Raw genomic sequence first — 23,702 nt, forward strand, 5'->3', positions numbered from 1 at the left:
TCACACCGCCCTCATAAGGTGAATGCCTGACCATGCCTGAATTGCCCGAAGTCGAGACCGTCCGCCGCGGCCTTCAGCCCGTCATGGAGGGTGCGAAAATCGTCGTCGCGGAGGCCCGCCGGCCCGATTTGCGGTTTCCGTTCCAGCCGGACTTCGTGGCCCGGCTCCAGGGGCAGATCGTCACGGGGCTCGGCCGCCGTGCAAAATATCTCATGGCCGATCTCGGCTCTGGCGACGTGCTGCTGATGCATCTGGGCATGTCGGGCTCGTTCCGCGTCATCAAGCCGGATAACGAGGCCGCGCCCGGCGAGTTTCACTATCCGAAGGGGAAGGACTCCGCACACGACCATGTGCTGTTTCGGATGTCCTCGGGCGCCGACATCGTCTTCAACGATCCGCGCCGCTTCGGTTACATGAAAGTGATCGCGCGCAACGCGCTTGAAGACGAGCCATTGCTGCGCGACCTGGGCCCCGAGCCGCTCGGCAACGAGTTCGATGCCGCGATGCTGGCGCGCTCCTGCCAGGACAAGACCACGAGCCTGAAGGCCGCACTGCTCGACCAGCGCGTCGTGGCCGGCCTCGGCAACATCTATGTCTGCGAGGCCCTGCATCGCTCGCATCTGTCGCCGCGTCGGATCGCCGCGACATTGTCGACCAAGAAGAGCGAGCCGACGGACCATGCCAAGCGATTGGTCGGAGCCATCCACACCGTGCTCAACGACGCCATCAAGGCCGGCGGCTCCTCACTCCGCGACCATCGCCAGACCTCGGGCGAGCTTGGCTATTTCCAGCATTCGTTCAAGGTCTACGATCGCGAGGGCGAGAAATGCACCACGCCACGCTGCGGCGGCACGATCAAGCGCTTCACCCAGAACGGCCGCTCGACCTTCTGGTGCTCGAAATGTCAGAAGTGAGATACGGGCTACGAGAACTGGCGCACGGCCGTTTTGCCCGATGAGTCAAATGTCTACGCGCCGCCGCCGAGGTGCCTCGGCCGGGAGCGGTTCTACTGTGCATGGGGTTGTTTTCGAGATTTTTGTTCGAGGGCGCGTGCGCCATCGCCAAAAAACGCGGAGCGAAGCAATCCGGCCGGGCTGGTGGCCGGATTGCTTCGTCGCTTGGGCTCTTTCACCGGATGGCGAAGAGCCCATTTGGCACCTGAGCGATTGCCCCGCTCAGGACGCCAGGATCGTGGTCTCGTCCGACGCGCGTTCGGCGGCGACGTGCAACATGCCGGCGGCGGCCGAGATGACCTGGTCGATCAGCACGTTGGTCGCCGAGATGTTCAGCCGGGTCTCGACCCACTGCCAGAGGCCGCGGACTTCCTCGGTCGACTTGCCGTTCGGCGCGAATTCACTGACGGCGAGGCCTGAGGCGAGCGAGTCCTGGTGATCATTGCGCATCACGATCAGCGGGCGTGCGAGCACGTCGGCGAGATCGAGCGCTGCTTCCTCGGCGAGCACGTTGGCGGCGTTGTCGATGCGCTGGCCGCGGATCGGCGTCTGGTTCAGCACGAAGCTGTAGGACCGCTTCCAGGCGCGCGCGACGCTGAGGGTGGAGACGGTCGCCTCGATGTCTGCGACGCTCGGGCGCGCCGGGATCAGGCAGAGGTCGGAATGGCGGATCGCGGCGGTGGTGGCGGCGCTGAGGCCGGCCGCGGTGTCGACGATCGCGAGCTGGAGGCCGCTCGTGGCCAGCATCTTCAGCCGCGGCTCGAAATCGGCGGCGTGATAGATCGGCTCGACGACGACATCGTCGTTATTGCGGCGGCGCGCCCAGTTGGACAGGGTGCCCTGCGGGTCGGTCTCGATCAGGCGGACGGTGAAGCCGGCCTGCTTGGCCGCCAGCGCGAGGCCGATGGCGAGCGTGCTCTTGCCACTGCCGCCCTTTTGGGTGGCCAGTACGATCGTGTGCATTGGAAGATGATTCCTTTGGAGTGCCTGGGTCTAGGGGTAACGCCACGCGAACGTGCATCGCTTCTCGATGCTGAGCTCTTCTCGCTCAGGACGTGCCCTGCCCGATCCAAAGGGGACCGCGGATGTCCGAATCAACGGTAACAATGATGGCAGAATCGGGAATGCCAGCCAATCCGTACCACCACTGGACCCGTTATCGCGCACATGATGTGCTCGCCGCCGTGAATAAGAGGGATAGGCGGCATGAGCGGAAACTGGCGCGACCGGACGGCAACCACCTTTGACTGCCAGAAGATGCCGGCGGTCTCGAGCCGCGGCATGGTGGTGAGCAACCATCCGCTCGCCTCCAGCGCCGGGGCCGAGATGCTGGCGGCCGGGGGCAACGCCATCGATGCCGCCATTGCCACCCTGTTCACCCTGACCGTGGTCGAGCCGATGATGGTCGGCATCATCGGCGGCGGCATGGCCCATATCCGCCTCGCCGACGGCAGCCACCGCTTCATCGATGGCCAGAGCACGGTGCCCGCGGCGGTCCGGGACACCACCTACACCTCTAGGCCGGGCTCCGCCCATGACGTGTTCGACACGGTCGGCAATGAGAACCTCAACGGCCCGAAAGCCGTCGCCACGCCGGGATCGCTCAAGGCCTGGTGCGAGACGCTGCGCCGGTTCGGCACCATGTCGCTCGCCGACGTCATGCAGCCCGCGATCAAGCATGCCGCGCGCGGCTATGCGGCGACGCCCTACTTGCACGAATGCATCAGCGAGAGCGCCGCTGCGATGCGCAAGGACAAGCCGATAGCGGCGATCTTCCTGCCCAACGGGGAGCCGCTCAAGGTCGGCGAGCGCGTGGTGCAGGCCGAGTATGCCGAGACGCTCCGATACATCGCCGATCACGGCGAGCGAGCACTCTACGAAGGACCGCTCGGCGACATCCTCGTCGACTACATGGAAAAGGCTGGCGGCTTCATCCGCCGCGGGGATCTCTCCAATTACAAGACTGTCGAGCGGCAGCCGATCCGCGCGGACTATCGTGGCTGGACCATTTTTGGGCCGCCGCCGCCCGCGGCCTCCGGCGTGCATATCGCGCAGATGCTGAACATTCTGGAGGGCTACGATATCGGCGGACTCGGCTTCGGTACGCCCGAGACCATTCACTACCTCTCCGAAGTCTTGAAGATCGCTTTCGCCGACCGCGCCGCCGCCAGCGGTGACCCCGACTACGTCGGCGTGCCCGTGGAGAAGCTGACGTCGAAGGCTTACGCCGAGGAGCGCCGCCGCGCCATCGATCCGGCGCGGGCGCAGGCTTTTGGCGCCGGCGTGACGCAGCTCGAAAGCGCGCATACGACCCACATGACGGCGGCGGATGCCTTCGGCAACGTGGTCGCGACCACGCAGACCATCAACAATCTGTTCGGCGCAAAAATCATGATCCCGGGTTTAGGGGCCATCGCCAACAATTACATGAACCTGTTCGATCCGCGGCCGGGCCATGCGCTGTCGCTCGCGCCCGGCAAGCGCGTGACGACCTCGATGTCGCCGATGATGGCGCTGCGTGACGGCAAGCTGCGCTACGCGCTCGGCCTGCCCGGTGGAAAGCGCATCTTCCCAAGTGCGATGCAGGCGCTGGTCAATCTGATCGACCACGGCATGAGCCTGCAGGAAGCGGTCGAAGCGCCGCGGGTCTGGACCGAAGGCAATGCGCTCGAGGTCGAGCAGAAGGTACCGGAGAGCGTGCGTTTGAGGCTCACAGCGCTCGGCCACAAGGTCCAGCCCGTCGCGACGGTCGCCGGCGGCATGAACGGCATCGCCTTCCACGACGACGGCACCATGACCGGTGCCGCCTGCTGGCGCGCGGATGGCACGCCGGTCGGGATTTCGGGTGGGCTTGCGAAGGCCGGGATCAGGTTCAGGTTGAGTTAGCCGTGTCTTCATGAAAACGGTGCGTCCGCTTTGGGATGCGGCAGACGTCGCCTCTGATCCCAGACGCAAATCTCATTGTGTGGCAGTTTTCGAACCTCCGCGGCCGTCTTCGGACAATTGAGTTCGCAACTGCGAGGCGGACGTCGGATGGTTGGCCCGACCGGCGCGGATGACGACCCAGGTCGGGCGCTGTATGCTGCGCAATTCTGGCGACAGTCGTGTCGATCAGCGTCTGAGTAAGGTTGCGCGTATGGCCGGGGAAGCAATCGGCGACTTTTTGGCCGGGGGCGGCGAGATGGGCGCTCTGACGCGCGCGTTCGACTGGTCGAACACGTCGGTGGGCTCCCCGGAAACCTGGCCCCAAAGTCTTCGGGTTACGGTGCGGCTCGTTCTGACGTCGCGTCACCCGATGTTCATTTGGTGGGGACCAGACCTCATCCAGTTCTATAACGATGCATACCGGGAGACGATGGGGCCCGAAAGGCATCCGAGTGCTCTCGGAGCACAGGGTCGGGAGTGTTGGGCTGAAATCTGGGACATCATTGGGCCTCAGATCGAGCACGTCATGTCCGGCAAGGGCGCGACATGGAATGAGGACCAGCTGGTCCCGGTGACGCGTCATGGTCGTCGCGAGGACGTTTGGTGGACGTATAGCTTTGGCCCGATCGATTTCGAAGGCAAGGTGGGCGGCGTGCTTGTGGTCTGCAAGGATGTCACGTCCGAGCATACGGCAAGAGAAGCGTTGGGCCTCATCAATGAAGAGCTGAAGCACCGCGTAAAGAACACGCTTGCAGTCCTGAGCGCGGTAGCCGCCCAGACTTTTCGCGACCCGACGAGCAAAGCCGATCTCGAAAAGTACCAGGCGCGACTTGGCGCGTTCGGGCGCGCGCATGACCTGTTGACCGCAGCGAATTGGGCTGCCGCGCCGCTTCAGGACGTGATCCGCACCGCCCTCATGCCTTATCGCACCGGCGAAGGCCGCTTCACGGTTTCGGGTCCGCCACTTGTTGTCAAATCTCGACAGGCGCTCGGTCTGTCGCTCGCAATCCACGAGCTTGCGACCAACGCCTTGAAATACGGTGCTCTAACCGTGGCGAGCGGCGGCGTGTCGATTACATGGACGGCGGGAGATCAGGACGAAGATCCAAAATTCGTTTTCGTCTGGCAGGAATTTGGCGGTCCATCGGCGTCGAAGCCCGCCCGCGTCGGCTTTGGTTCACGCCTCATTTCCCGGGTGCTGGAAGACGATTTCAGAGGTGTCGTCGATGTTACTTATGATTCGACTGGTCTTATTTGCCGCCTGACGGCGCCCCTCGAAAATCTGGCACCTTCTGCAAAAGGCGCGTGAGGCAGAGCGAGTGATTATTTGCGCTCGCTTGCCTGCGCCCTACTTTCGCACGCAGATCACGCGCACGACGGCGGCCTTCGCATCGGTCGACGTGCCGTTCGCGGCGACGGAGTTCGCCTTCAGGAAATCGCGCACCGCATCTGCGGAAACCATCACGGCTTGTGATGCCGGCGCCGCCGTCGCAGGTCCCGCAATCATTGCCGGCTTCAACAGCGTAACGCCGGCGAACTTGCCGTCGCTGTCGATCGTCGGCCCGCCGGAAAACCCAACTGCTGGCGGCGGCGACAGTGCGGCATCACCGCCACCGACAGATGCCAACACCGCCTTGATGCTCGACACGCCCGCCGCGCCGCCCTGGCTCTGCGGATCTCCGATGCCGATGACATCGACGCTCGTCTTCGCGGCACCGCTAGTTAGGCTGAGTGGCTTCAGGCCACGTGCGCCATAGATGTGCAGCAGCGCGAGATCGTGCTCCTTGTCCTCGGCAAGACGATCGGCATTGCCATAGCCGCCGATGGTGATGGCGAGGCAGGAATCCGTGACGAGACGATCGGCCAGAATCGCACCATCGTCGCTGACGACGATGCCAGTGCCATATTCGACGCTCTTGCGCGGCGGCGGTCCGGCCTGCGGCCCTGACGGGAATGCATTGAACGCACTCGACATCGCGATCACGACCGGCTCGACGGTGTTCTCGGTCGCCTGGTCGTACAAGATCGTCATGATGCGGACTTCGTCGCCCTTGAAGGTGCCGCGCACGTAAAATTTCTTCAGGCCCTGCAATCCCGACAGCACGAAGAAGTCGGGCTTCACCACGGTGTAGTCGACCTTGCGTCCGGCCGGCTCCTTCTTCTCGGCCTCCGCGAGTTTTGCTGTGGTCGGGTTCGCCTCCTTGCGGCGGCTCAGCAGCACCTGCACCGTTCCGGTCGGCGAGGTCCATTTCGAGCCGTTGGCGTCGGTGGCCTGCTGCGGCACCAGTTTTGAGGGGATGCCGAGCCGCGCGCCGCTGGTCATCTCCGTCACGATTTTCCAGCCGACACTGTCCTGCTTGCGCCGTGCGGTCTCGGCGAGCGCGGCGCGCTCCTGCGGATTGAGCACGCCAGTCGGCTTGCCACCCTTGGCCTTCTGGTACTCCTTGATGGCGTCGACCATGCGGGAACTGACGTCGCCGGTAATCGCGCCGTTATATTCGCCCACCCACGCGAGGTCGGACTGCAGCGACAGCCGCTCGGCCTGCGCCATCCCATCTGCGGTTTCCGACGGCGTCTGCAGGGCGGGCGGCTTGATCGGAACGGTCTGGACCACTTTCGGCTTGGTGCCGGGGAGCTGTGGCGTCGTCATCTGGGCGCTGGCGCCTGTGGCAGACGCCAACATCAGTGTTGCCGCAAGCATCGATCTCATGACAAATCCAGCCAGCCCATTGAACGCGCTGCCATTGAAGCACATCTCGTTGGTCGCGAACAATCTCGGGGTGGTTCAGGCTAGCTGCCGAGCCACGCACCCAGGTCCTCATCCTGAGGAGCGGCCTAAAGGCCGCGTCTCGAAGGACGGCCACGGGCGAGATCGGGGCCTTCATGGTTCGAGACGCGCGTTCCGCGCTCCTCACCATGAGGATCGAGAGCGAGGGCGTGGGAGGAGAGACGGTCGACGATGCTGAGCCCGGACGAACTCGAACGCTATGCCCGCCATATCGTGCTGCGCGATGTTGGCGGCCCGGGCCAGGCTGCGCTGAAGCGCGCCTCTGCGCTGGTGATCGGCGCCGGCGGGCTCGGCGCGCCGGCGCTGATGTATCTGGCTGCGGCCGGCATTGGAACACTCGGCGTGGTCGATGACGACGTCGTGTCGCTGTCAAATCTCCAGCGTCAGGTGATCCACACCACGCCTGACATCGGCCGGCACAAGGTCGAGAGTGCGGCCGAGCGGATCGCGGCGCTCAATCCGCATGTCCGCTTTGTCGGCCACGCCACCTGGCTCAATGCCGACAATGCGCCCTCGCTGATCGGCGACTACGACCTCGTGCTCGATGGTTCCGACAATTTCTCGACGCGCTATCTGGTCTCGGATGCCTGCTTTTTCGCGAAGCGGCCGCTGATCACCGCGGCGCTCGGCACGTTCGACGGCTCGCTCACCACCATCCGCGCGCATGAGACAAACGAGCAAGGCGAATTCAACCCGACCTATCGCTGTCTGTTTCCGGAGGCGCCGCCGCCCGGCACCGTGCCGGCCTGCGCCGAGGCCGGCGTCATGGGTGCGCTGGCCGGCGTCATGGGCTCGATGATGGCGCTGGAGGCGATCCGCGAGATCGTCGGCTTTGGCGACGGCCTGGTCGGCCGCCTCCTGATGATCGATGCGCGCGCGATGCGTTTCGAGACGCTGCGCTACGCGCGCGATCCGGCCAATCCGCTCAATGGCGATGGGCCGGTCATGACTGACCTCAGCGCCCATCGCACCTGATTGAAGCCGTTACGCCGTGGCCGGCTTCTCGCTGTCGAGATGCGCCATCTGCTCAGCTGCGTAGCGCGTGCCGGAGGCGACATTCGGCGGGAACGCTTTTGCCAGCGCCGCAAGATGAGCCGGCGTCAACGTCACCTTGGTCGCGCCGAGCGCTTCGGTGAGACGGGTGCGGGTCTTGGCGCCAACCAGCGGTACGATCTCCTTGCCCTGTGCCGCCACCCAGGCGATCGCGACTTGCGCCGGCGTAGCGCCGATATCCCCGGCAATCGCGCGCAGCTGTTCCACCAGCGCGAGATTGGCGTCGAGATTCGCGCCCTGGAAGCGCGGGCTCATCAGCCGGAAGTCCTTGCCGACCTTGCCCGAGTCCTTCGACCAATGGCCGCTGATCAGGCCGCGCCCCAGCACGCCATAGGCAGTGATGCCGATGCCGAGCTCGCGGCAGGTCTTCAAAATGTCGCGCTCGATGCCACGCGCGATCAGCGAATATTCGATCTGGAGATCGACGATCGGATGCACGGCATGCGCGCGGCGGATGGTATCGGAGCCGACCTCGGACAGGCCGATATGTCTGATGTAGCCGGCCTTCACCATCTCGGCGATACCGCCGATCGTCTCCTCGATGGGAATGCTGGGATCAAGCCGCGCCGGACGGTAGACGTCGACGTAGTCGGTACCAAGTCGTTGCAGCGAATAGGCGAGGAAGTTCCGCGTTGCGGCCGGCCGCGAATCGAATCCGACGAACTCGCCGGCGGGACCGCGCAGCGCGCCGAACTTCACGCTGAGCTGCACCTTGTCGCGCGGGACATCCTTCAGCGCCTCGCGGATCAGCATTTCATTGTGGCCCATGGTGTAGAAATCGCCGGTGTCGAGCAGCGTGATGCCGGCATCGAGCGCCGCATGAATGGTGGCGATGCTCTCGCCGCGATCGGCCGGGCCATAGGCGTCCGACATGGCCATGCAGCCGAGGCCGAGGCTTGAGACATCAGGGCCGGTTGAACCGAGTTTGTGCTGTTCCATATTGGCTCTCCTCGAAAAGGCGGCTGATTGCGCCGCGTGACGAGGCCAGATATGCGTCCGCTCCATTGCGCCGATAAGCTGGACAATCGAGAATGGTCTGTTCATGATATCGAACAATGGCCGATCCCGACCTGCGCGATCTCGATGCCTTCGTGGCCGTCGCCCGCACCCGCAATTTCCGGCGCGCGGCGCTCGAAATTCGCGTGTCGGTGTCGAGCCTTAGCCAGCGCTTGCGGGACCTGGAGGAGTGCCTCGGCGTCCGCCTGATGAACCGCACCACCCGCAGCGTCGCGCTGACCGAGGCGGGCGAGCTGCTGCTGTCGCGCGTGGCGCCGGCCCTGCGCGATGTCGGCGATGCCCTGGACCAGGTCCGGGGCCTGCGTGAGGTGGCCTCAGGGCGCCTGCGCATCAACGCGCCGCCGCCGGCGGTCGACCTCGTGCTGGCGCCGATGGTCGGACCGTTTCTCGAAGCGCATCCGCAGGTCGATCTCGACATCGTCTCCGAAAGCGGTTTCGTCGACATCGTCAGCGGAGGCTACGATGCCGGCGTGCGCTATGGCGAACATCTCGCGCAAGACATGGTGGCGATCCCGCTGAGCGGTCCGCAGAGCTATGCCGTCGTTGCATCGCCTGCTTACGTCGCGCGCCGCGGCAGGCCCAAGCATCCGAAGGACCTGCTCGAGCACGATTGCATCCGCGCCCGCTACTCGAGCGGCGTCATGTTTGATTGGGATTTCGAGAGGGCTGGCCAGGTCGTGAAGGTCGATCCGCCCGCAAAACTGATCTCGACCAATATGGGCCTGGCGATGCGCGCCGCGCTCGATGGCGTCGGCATCTGGGCGACGCTCGATGGCTATGTCGGCGACGCCGTGAAATCCGGCGCGCTGGTCAGCTTGATGGAAGACTGGTGCGAGCCGTTTCCCGGCCCGTTCCTGTACTACCCGAGCCGGCGCCAGACGCCGCCCGCTTTGCGCGCCTTCATCGATTTCGCCGCCGACTGGCGCAAGCGCAGCAAATAGAACTCAGAGCATGCTCGGCAGCACGCGATCCGGCGGCTTGTGCGCGTCGAGGAAGGTGCGGATGTTGATGATCACCTTCTCGCCCATCTCGACGCGGCCTTCGATCGTGGCCGAGCCCATATGCGGCAGCAGCGTCACCTTGCCGGCCCTGGCGAGCCGCACCAGTTTGGGATTGACCGCGGGTTCGTGCTCGTAGACGTCGAGGCCGGCGCCGCCGATCTCGCCGCCTTCGATCAGCTTGATCAGCGTGTCCTCATCGGTCACTCCGCCGCGCGCGGTGTTGACGATGTAGGCGTCCTTGCGGATCAGCTTCAGCCGGCGCGCCGAGAGCAGGTGATAAGTCGCCGGTGTGTGCGGACAGTTCACCGAGATGATGTCCATCCGCGCCAGCATCTGGTCGAGGCTTTCCCAATAGGTCGCACCAAGCTCTTCGGCGATCTTCGGCGCGACGGGACGGCGGTTGTGATAGTGGATCTGCAAGCCGAAGGCGCGGGCGCGGCGCGCGACCGCCTGGCCAATGCGGCCCATGCCGATGATGCCGAGGCGCTTTCCCCCGATGCGGTGGCCGAGCATCCAGGTCGGCGACCAGCCGGCCCAGGGTTTTCCCTCCGTCAGCACCGAGGCGCCTTCGATCATCCGGCGCGGCACCGCGAGGATCAGCGCCATGGTCATGTCGGCGGTGTCTTCGGTCAGAACCTTTGGCGTGTTGGTGACGGTGATGCCGCGGGCGTGCGCGGCCTCGACGTCGATATTGTCGACGCCGTTGCCGAAATTGGCGATCAGGCGGAGCTTGCAGTCAGGCTGATTGACGATGTCGGCGCTGATGTGGTCGGTCACCGTCGGAACCAGGATGTCGGCGGTGCGCGCCGCTTCGGCGAGCTGCTCGGCCGACATCGGTGTGTCGTCGAGATTGATGCGTGCGTCGAACAGCTCGCGCATCCGGGTCTCGATCGAGTCCGGAAGCTTGCGCGTCACCACGACGAGGGGCTTTTTCTTCACCGACATGTCCTGCCCTCATGAGGCGTTGCAGCCCGCCTCTGTCGCCAAAGGCCGGCCGTTGAGGCCTCATTAACCCGGTTGTTCGACACTGCCTTGGCCGTGTCGTCCCCGGCGTTTCCTTCAAGCTTTCCTCCCCACTTTCCGGCCGGAAAATCGGGGCAAACTGGTTGTTCAGATGTCCGTCCTCTCTAGCAGAAGGCCGGGCCAAGACAAGAACCACGGGTCAAGGCTTGGCGGAACACCCGCGTGGGGCGGGAGAGGGTCTACACGGCAGGTTTTGGAATTTGGGGTGAGGACCTGGCTCAGGCCGAGGTCTTCGACAGGAGACGGGTTGATGGCGTTGGGGCGTTTTTGTTCGGTGATGGCGCTCGTTTGTACCTGGTTGAGCGCCTCGGTCAGCCCCGGGCACTCGGCCAAGGACAGCACCCCCCAGACGGCCAGCGGCCTTCCGGTGCCGCGCTATGTCAGCCTCAAATCGGATCACGTGAACGTCCGCGCCGGCCCGACCAAGGACAATGACGTGGCGTGGGTCTACACCCGTTCCGGCCTGCCGGTCGAAATCACCGCCGAGTTCGAGAACTGGCGCCGGGTGCGCGATTCCGAAGGCGCCGAGGGATGGGTCTATCATTCGCTGCTGTCGGGCCGCCGCACTGCGGTTGTCACCATGAAGAACAAGGACGAGCTGGCGCCGATCTATGACCGCGCCGATCCCGACAGCGCGGTGGCGGCGAAACTCCAGGCCGGCGTCGTCACACAGGTGAAGAAGTGCACCACAAACTGGTGCCACGTCGCCGGCAACGGCTTTGACGGCTGGATCCAGCAGGAGCGCCTCTGGGGCGTGTATTCGGACGAGCAGGTCAACTGACGGCCCGAAACGACAATGGCCGGGACAAAGCCCGGCCATGACGATCAAGTCAGTGATGTAGGACGATCTCAGCGCTTCTTGCGCAGGCGCACGACCATGTCGATGCGCGCGATCTCGTAGCCTTCCGGCACCTCCGGCATCTTGGACAGCGCCAGATGCGGATCCTCGATATCGACCAGCTCGTGGCTGTTCTCGAGGTAATAGTGATGGTGCGTGGTGACGTTGGTGTCGAAATAGGTCTTGGTGCCGTCGACGCTGACCTGACGCAGCAGGCCGGCATCGGTCAGCTGGTTCAGCGTGTTGTAGACGGTCGCGAGCGAGACCGGGACCTTGGCCAGCGTCGCTTCCTCATAGAGCATTTCAGCCGTGAGGTGGCGTGCACCCTTGCCGAACAGCAGCCAGCCCAGAGCCATGCGCTGGCGCGTCGGCCGTAGGCCGGCAGACTGGAGCATTTCATTGACGTCGTGCCAGGGACAGCCGGTCAGGGCCGGCTGGCGGCCGGACAGAAGGGCCGCCGCATGGGCGTCTTCGTCGTGATGGGTGGCGTTGTTTTCGCTCATTTCCAGAATTCGGGCACGCGTGAACACTATCTATTTGCAATATATGGACAGATAGATGCAGATGCAAGTTTCTCGCAACTAGAGTGGTTCTAATCAGCGGAGGAACCGAGCCGGGTCCCGGTCACTTTACCTTCATGGGACCGCTTTGCCACCCGAAAAGGCCTGTGTTAGAGAGCGCGCGGTTCCGCTTAGCCGATTGTGGCGCGGCCGGGCATTGAGGCCAGGTTCGCAAGTCCATCCGGGCTCTCGGCATTCGCGCCTGACGACGGCAATTGGCGTTGCTTTCCGAACGAAACCGGGCCCATTTTTGCCAGAAACGCCGCTCAATCGGGGTTCAAACAGAGGCTTCCGCATGCTGAACAGGCGCAACGGTTACGAATACGAAGATCTGCTGGCATGTGGCCGCGGTGAGATGTTCGGCCCGGGCAATGCCCAGCTGCCGCTGCCGCCGATGCTGATGTTCGACCGCATCACGGAAATCAGCGACAATGGCGGCGAGTACGGCAAGGGCGTGGTGCGCGCCGAGCTCGACGTGAAACCCGACCTCTGGTTCTTCGGCTGCCACTTCAAGAACGATCCCGTGATGCCCGGCTGCCTCGGTCTCGATGCGCTGTGGCAAATGGTCGGCTTTTTTCTGGGCTGGACCGGAGGCGAAGGTCGTGGCCGCGCGCTCGGCTTGAACGAATTGAAGTTCAGTGGCCAGGTGCTGCCCGAGGCGCGCAAGGTTGTGTACAACGTCGATATCAAGCGCATGATGCGTTCAAAGCTCGTGCTCGGCATTGCCGACGGATGGCTTTCGGTCGACGACCAGATTATTTATCGCGCCAAGGATCTGAAGGTCGGCCTGTTCAAGCAGGGCACGAGCCTGAGCTAACGCGCATCACCAAGAAGACAACGATTATAGGGCGAGGCTGTCATGAGGCGGGTTGTGGTGACCGGGATGGGTATCGTCTCGTCGATCGGAAACAACACCCAGGAAGTGCTTGCGAGCCTTCACGAGGCGAAGTCGGGCATTTCGCGGGCTGAGAAATATGCCGAGCTCGGCTTCCGTTCGCAGGTGCAAGGTGCGCCGACGCTCGATCCTTCGACAGTGGTCGACCGCCGCGCGATGCGTTTCCTCGGCCAGGGCGCGGCGTGGAATCACGTCGCGATGGAGCAGGCGATCCTGGACTCCGGTCTGTCGCCTGACGAAGTCTCCAACATCCGCACCGGCATCATCATGGGTTCCGGCGGTCCCTCGGCGCGCACCATCGTGGAGGCCGCCGACATCACCCGCACCAAAGGACCGAAGCGCGTCGGTCCGTTCGCAGTGCCGAAGGCGATGTCATCCACGGCGTCTGCGACGCTCGCGACCTGGTTCAAGATCAAGGGCGTGAACTATTCGATCTCCTCGGCCTGTGCGACCTCGAACCATTGCGTCGGCAACGCCTATGAGACGATCCAGATCGGCAAGCAGGATGTTGTCTTCGCCGGCGGCTGCGAGGAGCTCGACTGGTCGCTGTCGGTGCTGTTCGACGCCATGGGTGCGATGTCCTCGAAGTACAATGACACGCCCGCCACTGCCTCGCGTCCCTACGACGTCAACCGCGACGGTTTTGTCATCGCCGGCGGCGCGGGAGTCCTCGTCCTGGAAGAGCTTGAGCACGCCAAGGCGCGCGGCGCGCGCATCTACGGCGAGATCGTCGGCTATGGCGCGACCTCGGATGGTTACGACATGGTCGCGCCGTCAGGTGAAGGCGCCGAGCGCTGCATGCGCATGGCGATGTCGACGGTGAAGACCAAGGTCGACTACATCAACCCGCACGCCACCTCGACGCCGGCAGGCGATCCGCCGGAGATCGACGCGCTTCGCCGCGTGTTCGGCGCCGGCGAGAAGTGCCCACCGATTTCGGCGACCAAGGCGCTGACCGGCCACTCGCTGGGCGCGACCGGCGTGCAGGAGGCGATCTATTCGCTCTTGATGATGAACAACGGTTTCATCTGCGAAAGCGCACACATCCAGGAGCTCGATCCCGTGTTCGCCGACATGCCGATCGTGCGCAAGCGCATCGACAACGTCAAGATCGGCACCGTGCTGTCGAACTCCTTCGGCTTCGGCGGCACCAATGCCACGCTGGTGTTCAGCCGGCTGGATGTGTGACGTCACTGTTGGCGCGCCAATAATTTCTCGTCATGGCCGGGCAAAAGCGCGAAGCGCGTCTTCGCGAATGATGTCCCGGCCATCCACGTCTTAGCTCTTAGCTCTCACAGGCGTGACGAAAGCGGAAGGTGATCGCGAGATGGAAGGTTTGATGCAGGGCAAGCGCGGTCTGATCATGGGCATCGCCAATGATCATTCGATCGCCTGGGGCATGGCGAAGACGCTGCATGCCCAAGGCGCCGAGCTCGCCTTCACCTTCCAGGGCGAGGCCCTCGGCAAGCGCGTCAAGCCGCTCGCAGAGTCTCTCGGGGTCGAACTGGTGCTGCCTTGCGACGTCGAGGACACTGCCAGCGTCGACGCCACGTTCGACGTCTTGCGCGAGAAGTGGGGCAAGCTCGACTTCGTTATCCACGCAATTGGTTTCGCCGACAAGAACGAGCTGAAGGGCCGCTACGCCGACACCAGCCGCGAAAACTTTTCGCGCACCATGGTGATCTCCTGCTTCTCGTTCACGGAGGTCGCGAAACGCGCGGCCGAGCTGATGACGGACGGCGGCAGCATGATCACGCTGACCTTCGGCGCCTCGGAGCGATCGATGCCGAATTACAACGTGATGGGCGTGGCCAAGGCGGCGCTGGAAGCCTCGGTGCGCTACCTCGCCTCCGATTTCGGGCCGCGCGGCATCCGCGTCAACGCGATCTCCGCCGGCCCCATCCGCACGCTCGCCGGCTCCGGCATCGGCGAGGCGCGCGCGATGTTTGCCTTCATGCAAAAGCACTCGCCACTCCGCCGCGGCGTTACGCTCGACGAGCTCGGCGGCTCGGCGCTGTATCTGCTGTCGGATCTCTCCGGCGGCGTGACCGGCGAAATTCACTATGTCGATTCCGGCTACAACACCGTCCTGATGCCGAGGCCGGACGATTTGAAGATGCCGGACTAGCCCGCAGCGATCTTCTCCGCGCGCTGGAACGCCGGCCGCGCCATGCAGCGCGTGATATAGGCATCGAACACGGTGCGTGTCGGCACCATCTTGAACAGGCGCACTGCGAAATTCAGGCCTGCGCCGATCGTGATGTCGGCCGCGGAAAATTGCTCGCCAAGAATCCACGGCCCCTTTTCGAGCGCCGCCTCCAGGACGTCGAACACCTGCGTCGCGCTGCCCCAGGCCGCGGTCGAGGTCGGTACCTCGATCTTGGTGAAGATCTGGATGATCGCAGGCTCAATGCAGCTCGGCGAGAAGAACAGCCATTGCAGATAGCGCGCGCGGCGCGGATCGGTCACGGCCGGTGCGAGCTTCGTTTCGGGATAGCGGTCGGCGATGTAAGCACAGATCGCTGCGGCCTCGCCGAGCGCAGCGTCGCCGTCGCTGAGCGCCGGCACCTTGCCCATCGGATTGACCTTCAAATAGTCCGGTGCCTTCTGCGCGCCGGTCGAAATGTCGGTCAGCACGCGCTCATAGGGAAGCCCGCTCTCTTCCATCAGCCAGAGCGCAGAGAACGAGCGCGAGCGGGGCGACCAATAGAGCTTGATCATCGCATTGACCTTTCATCGGCGAGGGACGGGCGAGGGCGCATTCATTGCGTGTTTGCGTCGGATGCGCAACGCACTACGCCTGGATGGATGAGCCGCTGTGCGAGCGACATCTTGGTCAACGCGACGGAGACGGGCGCTGCAGCAGGGCCGGCAGCGTCTTGTCGAGGCTCTTCGTCAGCATCGTGCGTACGCCGTCGCGCAGCACCGGATTGCTGATCGCGTCCGCCGGCTTCTCGGGAAACATCGTGCGATCCAGCTCGGTTGACGGGCCGCCAAGCGGATTGTGCATCACGCGCTCGATATACGTGTCTTCGGTCATCAAGGCGGGTGCCTCCCTGATCAAGGCGAAGGTCGTGCCGTCATAGACCCGGATGTACATCATGGCGAAGAGAAATACTGGCCCGTTTAAAGGGTATTGCGAGATCCCAATGCCGTATTCCCGCTGACTCCCGCCGTGACGGTGCACGACGACGTAGCGCTCACAACGGAGTTTCGGCGCGAGAAACCGAACGAAGCTTTCGACGGCGGTCGAGGTGCGGTAAAAAAATGGATTCTGCTTTGCACGACCTCCGGACTTGAGCTCTTCCCTAGTGAAGGGAATCCGCCTCACTGAACTGCCGGACGCTGCGGCGCGAACGCGCGAGACGACGAGGTCGTCGAGCGCCCACGCCGCAACCGAGGTATGCGAATATTTGTCCAGGAAGGTGAAGGCCCCGAATTTCTCGACCATGAAGAGGTCGCCTGCGATCGGAATCACGCCGATCTGGCACGGGCCGCTTTCTACAGGCTTGGCCGGCGTGACGGTTGCCGGCTTCCTGACCGCAGGCCTGACCACTTCAGGCTTTGGCGCCGGTTGCACCTGCCCACCTGTCGGCGACAGCAGGGCATATGAGACCAATGCGGCAGCGAGCAGGGTCATCATCACACGCTCTCGCGCTTCACGGCGCGAAATAGGGCGGCATGATCTTGTCGAGCCGCTCCGTCAGGAAATCGCGAATGTTGTCCCGCAGGGCCGTGTTGTTGGCGGCGTCGGATGCCGTAACCGGATACAGGGAGTCGTCCACTTTGCGCAAATGTTCGTCTAGCCCGAAGCCGTCAGCCATATGCTTCATGACGCCTTCCAACGTCACCGCAGGCCCCTTCTTGATTTCAAAGGTCTGGCCGTCGAGCACGGTCACACCGACATAGGCGTACAGAAACGAATAGCTGATGGGACCGACACCACGATGGAGAATGCCGAGTCCCCGGAGTGGCTGATTGGTCCCGGGCAGCATGCCCTCGCTGCGCGTGACGACGACATAGCGTTCGCAGCCCGCATTGCCCGCGATCTGGCGGATCAGGTTCGACAGCTCTTCGCGCTCGTTGCGAAACAGGCTGGGCTTCGGGTGATAATAGGCGTCGAACGCGCCTTTGGCGTAGGCAATTCGCCGGATCTGCGTGGTACCCGCCACCGCACGCACACGTGCGAAAACAAGATCGTCAAGGCCCCAGGACACCTGCACTTCCGTATATTCGTTGCCGAACACGGTGAGGCCGATCGTTTCGACAACGAACGGGTCCTGGGTCGCCGCGATCACGCCGACGCTGCAAGGACCGGCAGCCGTCTGCTCTGCGGGTTTGGCCGGCGATGCCTTCGGCTTCGCCGGTTTCTTGGCCACTGGCTTTACCGGTGCAGTCTGAGCGGGCGGCGCGGCGGGTGCGGGAGGGGTTTGCGCGACTGCCGCGCTCAAAAGGGACAGCAGCGCGATCAGCGAGACGGCAATTCGAAACATGGATTCCAGGAGATCGGCGGCAGGAGGTTGTCGGATAGGCCACACTAGGGTGGGATCGTGACAACCGCAAGCTGCGCCGGGAGATCGGTGCCTACCCGATGGGCCGCTTCCACCGGTAGTACTTCATCATGAAGCCGTTCGACGGTTCGACCTCTTCCTTCTCGAACACAAAGCCCTCGCGTTCGTACCAGCGCCAGGCCTTTTCGTTCTCGCGAATGCAGCGCAGATACATTTCATCCGGCATCTGCGTGCGCGTGAAGGCGAGCAGCTTCCGACCGAGCGATTGCCCCTGATAAGCGGGCCCGACGAACAGCATGTCGAGATAGAGTTTTGGCAGATGCAGCGCCAGCATCGCGGCGATGATGCCGTTGTCGTCGGCGACGAACAGGCTCCAGCCGTTCTCGATCTCGCGCCGGATCCGTGCACGCAGGTTTGCCAGCAGAAAGTCACTCGCCTCGGCAAGTCCGGTCGAGACCCAGCTCTCCATCCAGACGCGGCCGATCTCGTCATATTCGTCGTGATGGGCAAGGCGGATGGTCAGATCTGACATAGAGCCTCACGCCCGTTGGCTACGCGTGGCCTGCCGCGGCCGCGCCTTGCCGGCTGACAGGCACACCACCTCGGAGATCTGGAGCAGCTGCCGCGCCAGCGGGCTGGTCTTGCGCCAGACCATGCCGATGGTGCGCGAGGGCTCGGGGTCGCGGAATCGCGACAGTGAGACCGAGGCCGATCGCGTCTCCACCGACACCGCCATCTCCGGAATTAGGGTGACACCGATGCCGGCGCTGACCATCTGGACCAATGTCGAGAGTGAATTGGCGTCCAGCATCTCGCGCGGCGGCGCCGATTGCATGTTGCAGAACGACAGCGCCTGGTCGCGAAAACAATGGCCCTCTTCGAGCAGCAACAACCGCATCTCGCGCATCATCTCGCGCGACGGCGCCGGCGTGCCCGCATCCGTGCCGGGCCGTACCAGCAGGAATTTTTCCTCAAACAGGGCGACCTCGGTGAGCGAGGGCTCGGACACCGGCAGCGCGACGATGGCGGTGTCGAGCCGGCCCTCGACCAGTTCCTGGATCAGCCGCGGCGTCATCGTCTCACGCACGCGGATGTCGAGTTCCGGATGCATGCGCGTGAGGTTTTTGGTGATCTTGGGTAGGAGATAAGGCGCGATCGTCGGGATCATGCCGATGCGCAGTCGTCCGGCAAAGCGGTCCTGCGAGGCGCGCGCGAAATCGCCGAGCTCGTCGACCGAGCGCAGGATGTCGCGGACGCGCTGTGCGAGTTCCTCGCCAAACCGGGTCAGCGCGACCTGCCGGGCGCTGCGCTCCAGCAACAGTCCGCCGAGCGCCTCCTCCAGTTCCTTGATCTGCATCGACAGCGCCGGCTGCGAGATGGAACAGGACTCCGCGGCGCGGCCGAAATGACCATGGCGCGCAAGCGCGTCGAAATATCGCAGCTGGCGCATCGTCACGTTGATCATCAGAAAATCCTATCGCAGCGATCATTAAAGTCAACTTCCCCTGATCGGACGCGGCGCTTAGAGTGGTTCTACCTGGTCAAAGGCGCCGTCGGACGCCACCAGAGGAGGTAATCATGGACGACACTTCGAAGTGCCCGTTTTCGGGCGGAAAACGCGTGCCAGCGAACCGCGACTGGTGGCCAACTCAACTCAGCATCGAGATGCTGCACAAGAATTCCGGCCTCTCCGATCCAATGGGCAAGGAATTCGACTACACCAAGGAATTCAAGACGCTCGACCTGAACGCGGTCATCAAGGACCTGACCGCGCTGATGACGGATTCGCAGGAATGGTGGCCCGCCGATTTCGGTCACTATGGCGGTCTCATGATCCGCATGGCCTGGCACAGTGCGGGCACCTATCGCATCACCGACGGTCGCGGTGGCGCCGGTGCCGGTCAGCAGCGTTTCGCTCCCCTCAACAGCTGGCCCGATAACGCCAACCTCGACAAGGCGCGTCGGCTGCTCTGGCCGATCAAGCAGAAATACGGCCGCAAGATCTCCTGGGCCGATCTGATGGTGCTCGCCGGCAACGTCGCGCTGGAATCGATGGGCTTCAAGACCTTCGGTTTCGCCGGTGGCCGCGCCGACGTCTGGGAGCCGGAAGAGCTCTATTGGGGTCCCGAAGGCACGTGGCTGGGCGATGAGCGCTACAGCGGCGAACGTCAGCTCGCCGAGCCGCTCGGCGCTGTGCAGATGGGCCTGATCTACGTCAACCCGGAAGGCCCGAACGGCAAGCCGGATCCGATCGCCGCGGCCAAGGACATCCGCGAGACCTTCTTCCGCATGGCGATGAACGACGAAGAGACCGTCGCGCTGATTGCCGGCGGCCACTCTTTCGGCAAGACCCATGGCGCGGGCGATCCGTCGCTGGTCGGTCCGGAGCCGGAAGCGGGCGCGCTCGAGGATCAAGGCCTCGGCTGGAAGAGCAAGCACGCGTCGGGCCTGGCGGGCGATTCCATCACCAGCGGTATCGAGGTGACCTGGACGACGACGCCGACGAAGTGGAGCAACAACTTCTTCGAGAACCTGTTCAACTTCGAATGGGAGCTGACGAAGAGCCCGGGCGGTGCGAACCAGTGGACGGCCAAGGGCGCTGACGCGATCATTCCGGACGCGTTCGACAAGTCGAAGAAGCATCGGCCGACGATGCTGACGACCGACCTCTCGCTGCGCATGGATCCGGCCTATGAGAAGATCTCACGCCGCTTCCTGGAAAACCCCGATCAGTTCGCGGACGCCTTCGCCCGCGCCTGGTTCAAGCTCACCCACCGCGACATGGGCCCGATCGTGCGCTACCTCGGCCCGCTGGTGCCGAAGGAAACGCTGATCTGGCAGGATCCGATTCCGAAGGTCGACCACGAGCTGGTCAGCGATCAGGACATCGCTGCACTGAAAACCAAGATCCTGGCATCGGGCCTCTCGGTGTCGGAGCTGGTCTCGACCGCCTGGGCCTCGGCCTCGACGTTCCGCGGCTCGGACAAGCGCGGCGGCGCCAACGGCGCGCGCATCCGTCTTGCCCCGCAGAAAGACTGGGAGGTGAACCAGCCGGCCCAGCTCTCCAAGGTGCTCGGCAAGCTCGAAGCGATCCAGAAGGACTTCAACGCGGGCGCGAAGAAGGTCTCGATCGCCGATCTGATCGTGCTCGGCGGTTCTGCCGCGGTCGAGAAGGCCGCGAAGGATGCCGGCGTCGACGTCAAGGTCGCGTTCACGCCGGGCCGCATGGATGCTTCGCAGGAGCAGACCGATACTGCGTCCTTCGCTCCGCTCGAGCCGCGAGCCGATGGCTTCCGCAACTATGTCGGCAAGCGGCATCAATTCCTGCAGCAGGAAGAGGCGCTTATCGATCGCGCGCAGCTTCTGAAGCTCTCGGGCCCCGAACTCACGGTGCTCGTCGGCGGCCTGCGCGTGCTCGGTGCCAATGCGAACGGTTCGAAGAACGGCGTCTTCACCACCAAGGTGGGCACGCTCTCCAACGACTTCTTCGTCAACCTGCTCGACATGAGCACGCAGTGGACGCCGGCTGCTGACGGCTCCTACGAGGCCCGCGACCGCAAGACCAATGCGGTGAAGTGGACCGGCACGCGCGCCGATCTGATCTTCGGCTCGCACTCGCAGCTCCGCGCCTTCGCCGAGGTCTATGCCTCGTCGGATGCCAAGCAGCAGTTCGTGCAGGATTTTGCCAAGGCCTGGACCAAGGTGATGAACCTCGACCGGTTCGACCTCGCGGCGTGATGCCAGCACACAGCAAGCGACAAACAAAAAGGGCGGCCGCGAGGCCGCCCTTCGTGTATCTGGGGTCGCGGAGCGATTACTCGCCGGCCGCTTCGCGCGGGGCCTTCTCGCCGTCGCCGCCCTTGCCTTCGAGGTCTTCGCCGGTGGTCTGGTCGACGACCTTCATCGACAGGCGGGTCTTGCCGCGATCGTCGAAGCCGAGCAGCTTGACCTTGACCTTGTCGCCTTCCTTGACGACGTCGGAGGTCTTCTGCACGCGCGCCGAAGCGAGCTGGCTGATGTGGACGAGACCGTCCTTGGAGCCGAAGAAGTTCACGAAGGCGCCGAACTCCATCACCTTGACGACGGTGCCGTCATAGATCTGGCCGACTTCCGGATCGGACGCGATCGACTTGATCCACTTGATAGCGGCCTTCATCGCCTCGCCGTCGGAGGAGGCGACCTTCACGGTGCCGTCGTCCTCGATGTTGACCTTGGCGCCGGTCTTCTCGACGATCTCGCGGATCACCTTGCCGCCGGTGCCGATCACTTCGCGGATCTTGTCGGTGGCGATTTTGAAGGTCTCGATGCGCGGCGCGTATTCGCCGAGCTCGGCGCGGGCGTTGGTGAGCGCCTTCGCCATCTCGCCGAGGATGTGGATACGCCCGTCCTTGGCCTGGCCGAGCGCGACCTTCATGATCTCCTCGGTGATGCCCTCGATCTTGATGTCCATCTGGAGCGAGGTGATGCCCGCTTCCGTGCCGGCAACCTTGAAGTCCATGTCGCCGAGATGGTCCTCGTCACCGAGGATGTCCGAGAGAACCGCGAAGCGCTTGTCTTCGAGGATCAGGCCCATCGCGATGCCCGCGGTCGGCCGCTTCAACGGCACGCCGGCGTCCATCAGTGCGAGCGAGGCGCCGCACACCGAAGCCATCGACGAGGAGCCGTTGGACTCGGTGATCTCGGAGACCACGCGGATCGTGTACGGGAACTCGTGATGCGGCGGCAGCACCGGGTGGATCGCGCGCCAGGCAAGCTTGCCGTGGCCGATCTCGCGGCGCTTGGTGCCGCCGAGGCGGCCGGTCTCACCGACCGAGTAGGGAGGGAAGTTATAGTGCAGCAGGAACGTCTCTTTGTACGTTCCCGACAGCGCGTCGATGTACTGCTCGTCCTCGCCGGTGCCGAGCGTGGTCACGACCAGGCCCTGGGTCTCGCCGCGGGTGAACAGCGCCGAACCGTGAGCGCGGGGCAGCACGCCGACTTCGGCGATGATGTTGCGCACGGTCTTTGAGTCACGGCCGTCGATGCGCTTGCCGGTGTCGAGGATGTTCCAGCGAACGATCTTCGCCTCGAGCTCCTTGAACACGGCGCCGATGCGCAGCTTGTCGTATTTCGGCTCCTGCCCTTCGGGGAAATAGTGGGCGATCACCTTTTCCTTGACCTTGCCGACCGCGGCGTAGCGATCCTGCTTGACCGGAATGGCGTAGGCGGCGCGCAGCTCCTGCTCGACGAGGCCGAGCATTTCCTTTTCGAGCGCGGAATTGTCGATGACGGTGACTTCGCGCGGCTCCTTGGCGGCCTTCTCGGCGAGCTCGATGATCGCGTTGATGACCGGCTGGAAGTGCCGGTGACCGAACATCACGGCACCGAGCATGATGTCTTCGTTCAGCTCCTTGGCTTCCGATTCCACCATCAGCACGGCGTCAGCGGTGCCGGCGACGACGAGGTCGAGCTGGGTGTCGACCATCTCGTCGAGCGTCGGGTTGAGGATGAACTCGTCATTGGCGAAGCCGACGCGGGCAGCGCCAATCGGGCCCTTGAAGGGCGCGCCGGACAGGGTCAGCGCGGCCGAGGAGGCCACCAGCGCGACGATGTCGGGATCGTTCTCCATGTCGTGCGACAGCACGGTGGCGATCACCTGGGTCTCGTTGCGCCAGCCGTCGACGAACAGCGGACGGATCGGACGGTCGATCAGACGGGAGACCAGCGTCTCCTTCTCGGTCGGACGGCCCTCGCGCTTGAAATAGCCGCCGGGAATGCGGCCAGCTGCGTAGGTCTTTTCCTGGTAGTCGACGGTCAGCGGCAGGAAGTCGACGCCTTCACGCGGCGACTTCGCAGCGACGACGGTGGCGAGCACCACGGTCTCGCCATAGGTGGCGAGGACGGCGCCGTCGGCCTGACGCGCGATCTTGCCGGTTTCGAGCTTGAGAGGGCGTCCGCCCCAGTCGATCTCGACTGAATGCTTATTGAACATAGAAGTCTTCTTTCATGGTTTCTCGAAAGAAGGGACGGCTCGAAAAACAAAAACCATGCCAAGATTGCAGGACGCTGATCGGAGCGGGCGATCAGCGTCCTGCGATCCTGCCATGGTTTTTGGATGTCGGATGGCGTCCATCCTTTCGGGTCATACGGGCACCTTGC

21 protein-coding genes are annotated in these 23,702 nt (G+C 63.9%); 10 read left to right on the forward strand and 11 right to left on the reverse strand.

What is annotated here, in order from left to right:
* Window positions 1-32: 32 nt before the first annotated feature.
* Window positions 33-914 carry a bifunctional DNA-formamidopyrimidine glycosylase/DNA-(apurinic or apyrimidinic site) lyase gene (gene mutM, locus FXB40_RS17630; RefSeq protein WP_148773460.1) on the forward strand — a complete coding sequence of 294 codons (882 nt, stop codon included), beginning with the start codon at window positions 33-35 and terminating at the stop codon, window positions 912-914.
* Between the two features lie 261 nt (window positions 915-1,175).
* Here mutM and FXB40_RS17635 read toward each other — a convergent pair whose 3' ends face one another.
* On the reverse strand, window positions 1,176-1,916 hold the full coding sequence (locus tag FXB40_RS17635; RefSeq protein WP_148773461.1) for a ParA family protein: 741 nt from the start codon (window positions 1,914-1,916) through the stop codon (window positions 1,176-1,178).
* A 243-nt stretch (window positions 1,917-2,159) separates the two neighbouring features.
* Here FXB40_RS17635 and ggt point away from each other — a divergent pair, with 243 nt between their 5' ends.
* Together ggt and FXB40_RS17645 are read left to right on the forward strand one after the other, a co-directional pair.
* On the forward strand, window positions 2,160-3,839 hold the full coding sequence (gene ggt, locus FXB40_RS17640; RefSeq protein ID WP_148773462.1) for a gamma-glutamyltransferase: 1,680 nt from the start codon (window positions 2,160-2,162) through the stop codon (window positions 3,837-3,839).
* A 169-nt stretch (window positions 3,840-4,008) separates the two neighbouring features.
* Window positions 4,009-5,187 carry a sensor histidine kinase gene (locus tag FXB40_RS17645; RefSeq protein WP_246207678.1) on the forward strand — a complete coding sequence of 393 codons (1,179 nt, stop codon included), beginning with the start codon at window positions 4,009-4,011 and terminating at the stop codon, window positions 5,185-5,187.
* A 39-nt stretch (window positions 5,188-5,226) separates the two neighbouring features.
* On the opposite strand, the gene FXB40_RS17650 is transcribed toward FXB40_RS17645, so the two are convergent.
* Window positions 5,227-6,588, reverse strand: coding sequence for a serine protease (locus tag FXB40_RS17650; protein ID WP_187436948.1), 1,362 nt, complete (start codon window positions 6,586-6,588; stop codon window positions 5,227-5,229).
* A gap of 249 nt (window positions 6,589-6,837) precedes the next feature.
* On the opposite strand from FXB40_RS17650, the gene FXB40_RS17655 reads away from it, so the two are divergent.
* A complete protein-coding gene (locus FXB40_RS17655) occupies window positions 6,838-7,641 on the forward strand; it encodes a HesA/MoeB/ThiF family protein (RefSeq protein WP_148773463.1) in 804 nt (267 codons plus the stop codon).
* Between the two features lie 9 nt (window positions 7,642-7,650).
* On the opposite strand, the gene FXB40_RS17660 is transcribed toward FXB40_RS17655, so the two are convergent.
* The gene (locus FXB40_RS17660; protein ID WP_148773464.1) at window positions 7,651-8,658 is read right to left on the reverse strand and encodes an aldo/keto reductase; all 1,008 of its coding nucleotides are present in this window, start codon (window positions 8,656-8,658) and stop codon (window positions 7,651-7,653) included.
* A 116-nt stretch (window positions 8,659-8,774) separates the two neighbouring features.
* On the opposite strand from FXB40_RS17660, the gene FXB40_RS17665 reads away from it, so the two are divergent.
* Window positions 8,775-9,677: a LysR family transcriptional regulator gene (locus FXB40_RS17665; protein WP_148773465.1), complete on the forward strand. Its 903-nt coding sequence runs from the start codon at window positions 8,775-8,777 to the stop codon at window positions 9,675-9,677.
* Window positions 9,678-9,680: 3 nt separating this feature from the next.
* Here FXB40_RS17665 and FXB40_RS17670 read toward each other — a convergent pair whose 3' ends face one another.
* On the reverse strand, window positions 9,681-10,682 hold the full coding sequence (locus FXB40_RS17670; protein ID WP_148773466.1) for a 2-hydroxyacid dehydrogenase: 1,002 nt from the start codon (window positions 10,680-10,682) through the stop codon (window positions 9,681-9,683).
* Window positions 10,683-11,010: 328 nt separating this feature from the next.
* On the opposite strand from FXB40_RS17670, the gene FXB40_RS17675 reads away from it, so the two are divergent.
* Window positions 11,011-11,541: an SH3 domain-containing protein gene (locus FXB40_RS17675; protein ID WP_148773467.1), complete on the forward strand. Its 531-nt coding sequence runs from the start codon at window positions 11,011-11,013 to the stop codon at window positions 11,539-11,541.
* A gap of 68 nt (window positions 11,542-11,609) precedes the next feature.
* Here FXB40_RS17675 and irrA read toward each other — a convergent pair whose 3' ends face one another.
* Entirely contained in the window at window positions 11,610-12,101 is a 492-nt protein-coding gene (irrA, locus tag FXB40_RS17680; protein ID WP_027531564.1) for an iron response transcriptional regulator IrrA, read from the reverse strand.
* Window positions 12,102-12,453: 352 nt separating this feature from the next.
* Here irrA and fabA point away from each other — a divergent pair, with 352 nt between their 5' ends.
* The 3 genes from fabA to fabI all read left to right on the forward strand — a co-directional run bounded on the left by fabA (window position 12,454) and on the right by fabI (window position 15,181).
* A complete protein-coding gene (gene fabA, locus FXB40_RS17685) occupies window positions 12,454-12,975 on the forward strand; it encodes a bifunctional 3-hydroxydecanoyl-ACP dehydratase/trans-2-decenoyl-ACP isomerase (protein ID WP_148773468.1) in 522 nt (173 codons plus the stop codon).
* A 42-nt stretch (window positions 12,976-13,017) separates the two neighbouring features.
* Window positions 13,018-14,241 (forward strand): beta-ketoacyl-ACP synthase I, encoded by a 1,224-nt coding sequence (fabB, locus tag FXB40_RS17690; protein ID WP_148773469.1) that lies wholly within the window; start codon window positions 13,018-13,020, stop codon window positions 14,239-14,241.
* 139 nt (window positions 14,242-14,380) lie between these two features.
* Window positions 14,381-15,181, forward strand: coding sequence for an enoyl-ACP reductase FabI (gene fabI / locus FXB40_RS17695; RefSeq protein ID WP_148773470.1), 801 nt, complete (start codon window positions 14,381-14,383; stop codon window positions 15,179-15,181).
* On the opposite strand, the gene FXB40_RS17700 is transcribed toward fabI, so the two are convergent.
* The 5 genes from FXB40_RS17700 to FXB40_RS17720 form a co-directional block, all read right to left on the reverse strand.
* Window positions 15,178-15,774, reverse strand: a complete 597-nt coding sequence (locus FXB40_RS17700; protein ID WP_148773471.1) for a glutathione S-transferase family protein — start codon at window positions 15,772-15,774, stop codon at window positions 15,178-15,180. The two genes, fabI and FXB40_RS17700, sit on opposite strands and share 4 nt — an antisense overlap.
* Before the next feature lie 115 nt (window positions 15,775-15,889).
* Window positions 15,890-16,696 (reverse strand): hypothetical protein, encoded by an 807-nt coding sequence (locus FXB40_RS17705; RefSeq protein WP_148773472.1) that lies wholly within the window; start codon window positions 16,694-16,696, stop codon window positions 15,890-15,892.
* A 16-nt stretch (window positions 16,697-16,712) separates the two neighbouring features.
* On the reverse strand, window positions 16,713-17,546 hold the full coding sequence (locus FXB40_RS17710; protein ID WP_148773473.1) for a hypothetical protein: 834 nt from the start codon (window positions 17,544-17,546) through the stop codon (window positions 16,713-16,715).
* A 91-nt stretch (window positions 17,547-17,637) separates the two neighbouring features.
* A complete protein-coding gene (locus tag FXB40_RS17715) occupies window positions 17,638-18,096 on the reverse strand; it encodes a GNAT family N-acetyltransferase (protein ID WP_148773474.1) in 459 nt (152 codons plus the stop codon).
* Between the two features lie 6 nt (window positions 18,097-18,102).
* The gene (locus tag FXB40_RS17720; protein ID WP_148773475.1) at window positions 18,103-19,029 is read right to left on the reverse strand and encodes a hydrogen peroxide-inducible genes activator; all 927 of its coding nucleotides are present in this window, start codon (window positions 19,027-19,029) and stop codon (window positions 18,103-18,105) included.
* Window positions 19,030-19,142: 113 nt separating this feature from the next.
* Between FXB40_RS17720 and katG the strand changes: the two genes are divergently transcribed.
* The gene (gene katG, locus FXB40_RS17725; protein ID WP_148773476.1) at window positions 19,143-21,302 is read left to right on the forward strand and encodes a catalase/peroxidase HPI; all 2,160 of its coding nucleotides are present in this window, start codon (window positions 19,143-19,145) and stop codon (window positions 21,300-21,302) included.
* Window positions 21,303-21,378: 76 nt separating this feature from the next.
* On the opposite strand, the gene pnp is transcribed toward katG, so the two are convergent.
* Window positions 21,379-23,535, reverse strand: a complete 2,157-nt coding sequence (pnp, locus tag FXB40_RS17730; protein ID WP_148773477.1) for a polyribonucleotide nucleotidyltransferase — start codon at window positions 23,533-23,535, stop codon at window positions 21,379-21,381.
* Window positions 23,536-23,702: the final 167 nt, after the last annotated feature.

Source organism: Bradyrhizobium rifense (assembly GCF_008123425.1).
Lineage (GTDB): Bacteria > Pseudomonadota > Alphaproteobacteria > Rhizobiales > Xanthobacteraceae > Bradyrhizobium > Bradyrhizobium rifense.

What these genes read in the sequence shown, in the direction of transcription:
- mutM (WP_148773460.1), top strand. Translation starts at nt 33, where the DNA reads ATGCCTGAATTGCCCGAAGTCGAGACCGTCCGCCGCGGCCTTCAGCCC.
- FXB40_RS17635 (WP_148773461.1), bottom strand. Translation starts at nt 1,916, where the DNA reads ATGCACACGATCGTACTGGCCACCCAAAAGGGCGGCAGTGGCAAGAGC.
- ggt (WP_148773462.1), top strand. Translation starts at nt 2,160, where the DNA reads ATGAGCGGAAACTGGCGCGACCGGACGGCAACCACCTTTGACTGCCAG.
- FXB40_RS17645 (WP_246207678.1), top strand. Translation starts at nt 4,009, where the DNA reads ATGACGACCCAGGTCGGGCGCTGTATGCTGCGCAATTCTGGCGACAGT.
- FXB40_RS17650 (WP_187436948.1), bottom strand. Translation starts at nt 6,588, where the DNA reads ATGAGATCGATGCTTGCGGCAACACTGATGTTGGCGTCTGCCACAGGC.
- FXB40_RS17655 (WP_148773463.1), top strand. Translation starts at nt 6,838, where the DNA reads ATGCTGAGCCCGGACGAACTCGAACGCTATGCCCGCCATATCGTGCTG.
- FXB40_RS17660 (WP_148773464.1), bottom strand. Translation starts at nt 8,658, where the DNA reads ATGGAACAGCACAAACTCGGTTCAACCGGCCCTGATGTCTCAAGCCTC.
- FXB40_RS17665 (WP_148773465.1), top strand. Translation starts at nt 8,775, where the DNA reads ATGGCCGATCCCGACCTGCGCGATCTCGATGCCTTCGTGGCCGTCGCC.
- FXB40_RS17670 (WP_148773466.1), bottom strand. Translation starts at nt 10,682, where the DNA reads ATGTCGGTGAAGAAAAAGCCCCTCGTCGTGGTGACGCGCAAGCTTCCG.
- FXB40_RS17675 (WP_148773467.1), top strand. Translation starts at nt 11,011, where the DNA reads ATGGCGTTGGGGCGTTTTTGTTCGGTGATGGCGCTCGTTTGTACCTGG.
- irrA (WP_027531564.1), bottom strand. Translation starts at nt 12,101, where the DNA reads ATGAGCGAAAACAACGCCACCCATCACGACGAAGACGCCCATGCGGCG.
- fabA (WP_148773468.1), top strand. Translation starts at nt 12,454, where the DNA reads ATGCTGAACAGGCGCAACGGTTACGAATACGAAGATCTGCTGGCATGT.
- fabB (WP_148773469.1), top strand. Translation starts at nt 13,018, where the DNA reads ATGAGGCGGGTTGTGGTGACCGGGATGGGTATCGTCTCGTCGATCGGA.
- fabI (WP_148773470.1), top strand. Translation starts at nt 14,381, where the DNA reads ATGGAAGGTTTGATGCAGGGCAAGCGCGGTCTGATCATGGGCATCGCC.
- FXB40_RS17700 (WP_148773471.1), bottom strand. Translation starts at nt 15,774, where the DNA reads ATGATCAAGCTCTATTGGTCGCCCCGCTCGCGCTCGTTCTCTGCGCTC.
- FXB40_RS17705 (WP_148773472.1), bottom strand. Translation starts at nt 16,696, where the DNA reads ATGATGACCCTGCTCGCTGCCGCATTGGTCTCATATGCCCTGCTGTCG.
- FXB40_RS17710 (WP_148773473.1), bottom strand. Translation starts at nt 17,546, where the DNA reads ATGTTTCGAATTGCCGTCTCGCTGATCGCGCTGCTGTCCCTTTTGAGC.
- FXB40_RS17715 (WP_148773474.1), bottom strand. Translation starts at nt 18,096, where the DNA reads ATGTCAGATCTGACCATCCGCCTTGCCCATCACGACGAATATGACGAG.
- FXB40_RS17720 (WP_148773475.1), bottom strand. Translation starts at nt 19,029, where the DNA reads ATGATCAACGTGACGATGCGCCAGCTGCGATATTTCGACGCGCTTGCG.
- katG (WP_148773476.1), top strand. Translation starts at nt 19,143, where the DNA reads ATGGACGACACTTCGAAGTGCCCGTTTTCGGGCGGAAAACGCGTGCCA.
- pnp (WP_148773477.1), bottom strand. Translation starts at nt 23,535, where the DNA reads ATGTTCAATAAGCATTCAGTCGAGATCGACTGGGGCGGACGCCCTCTC.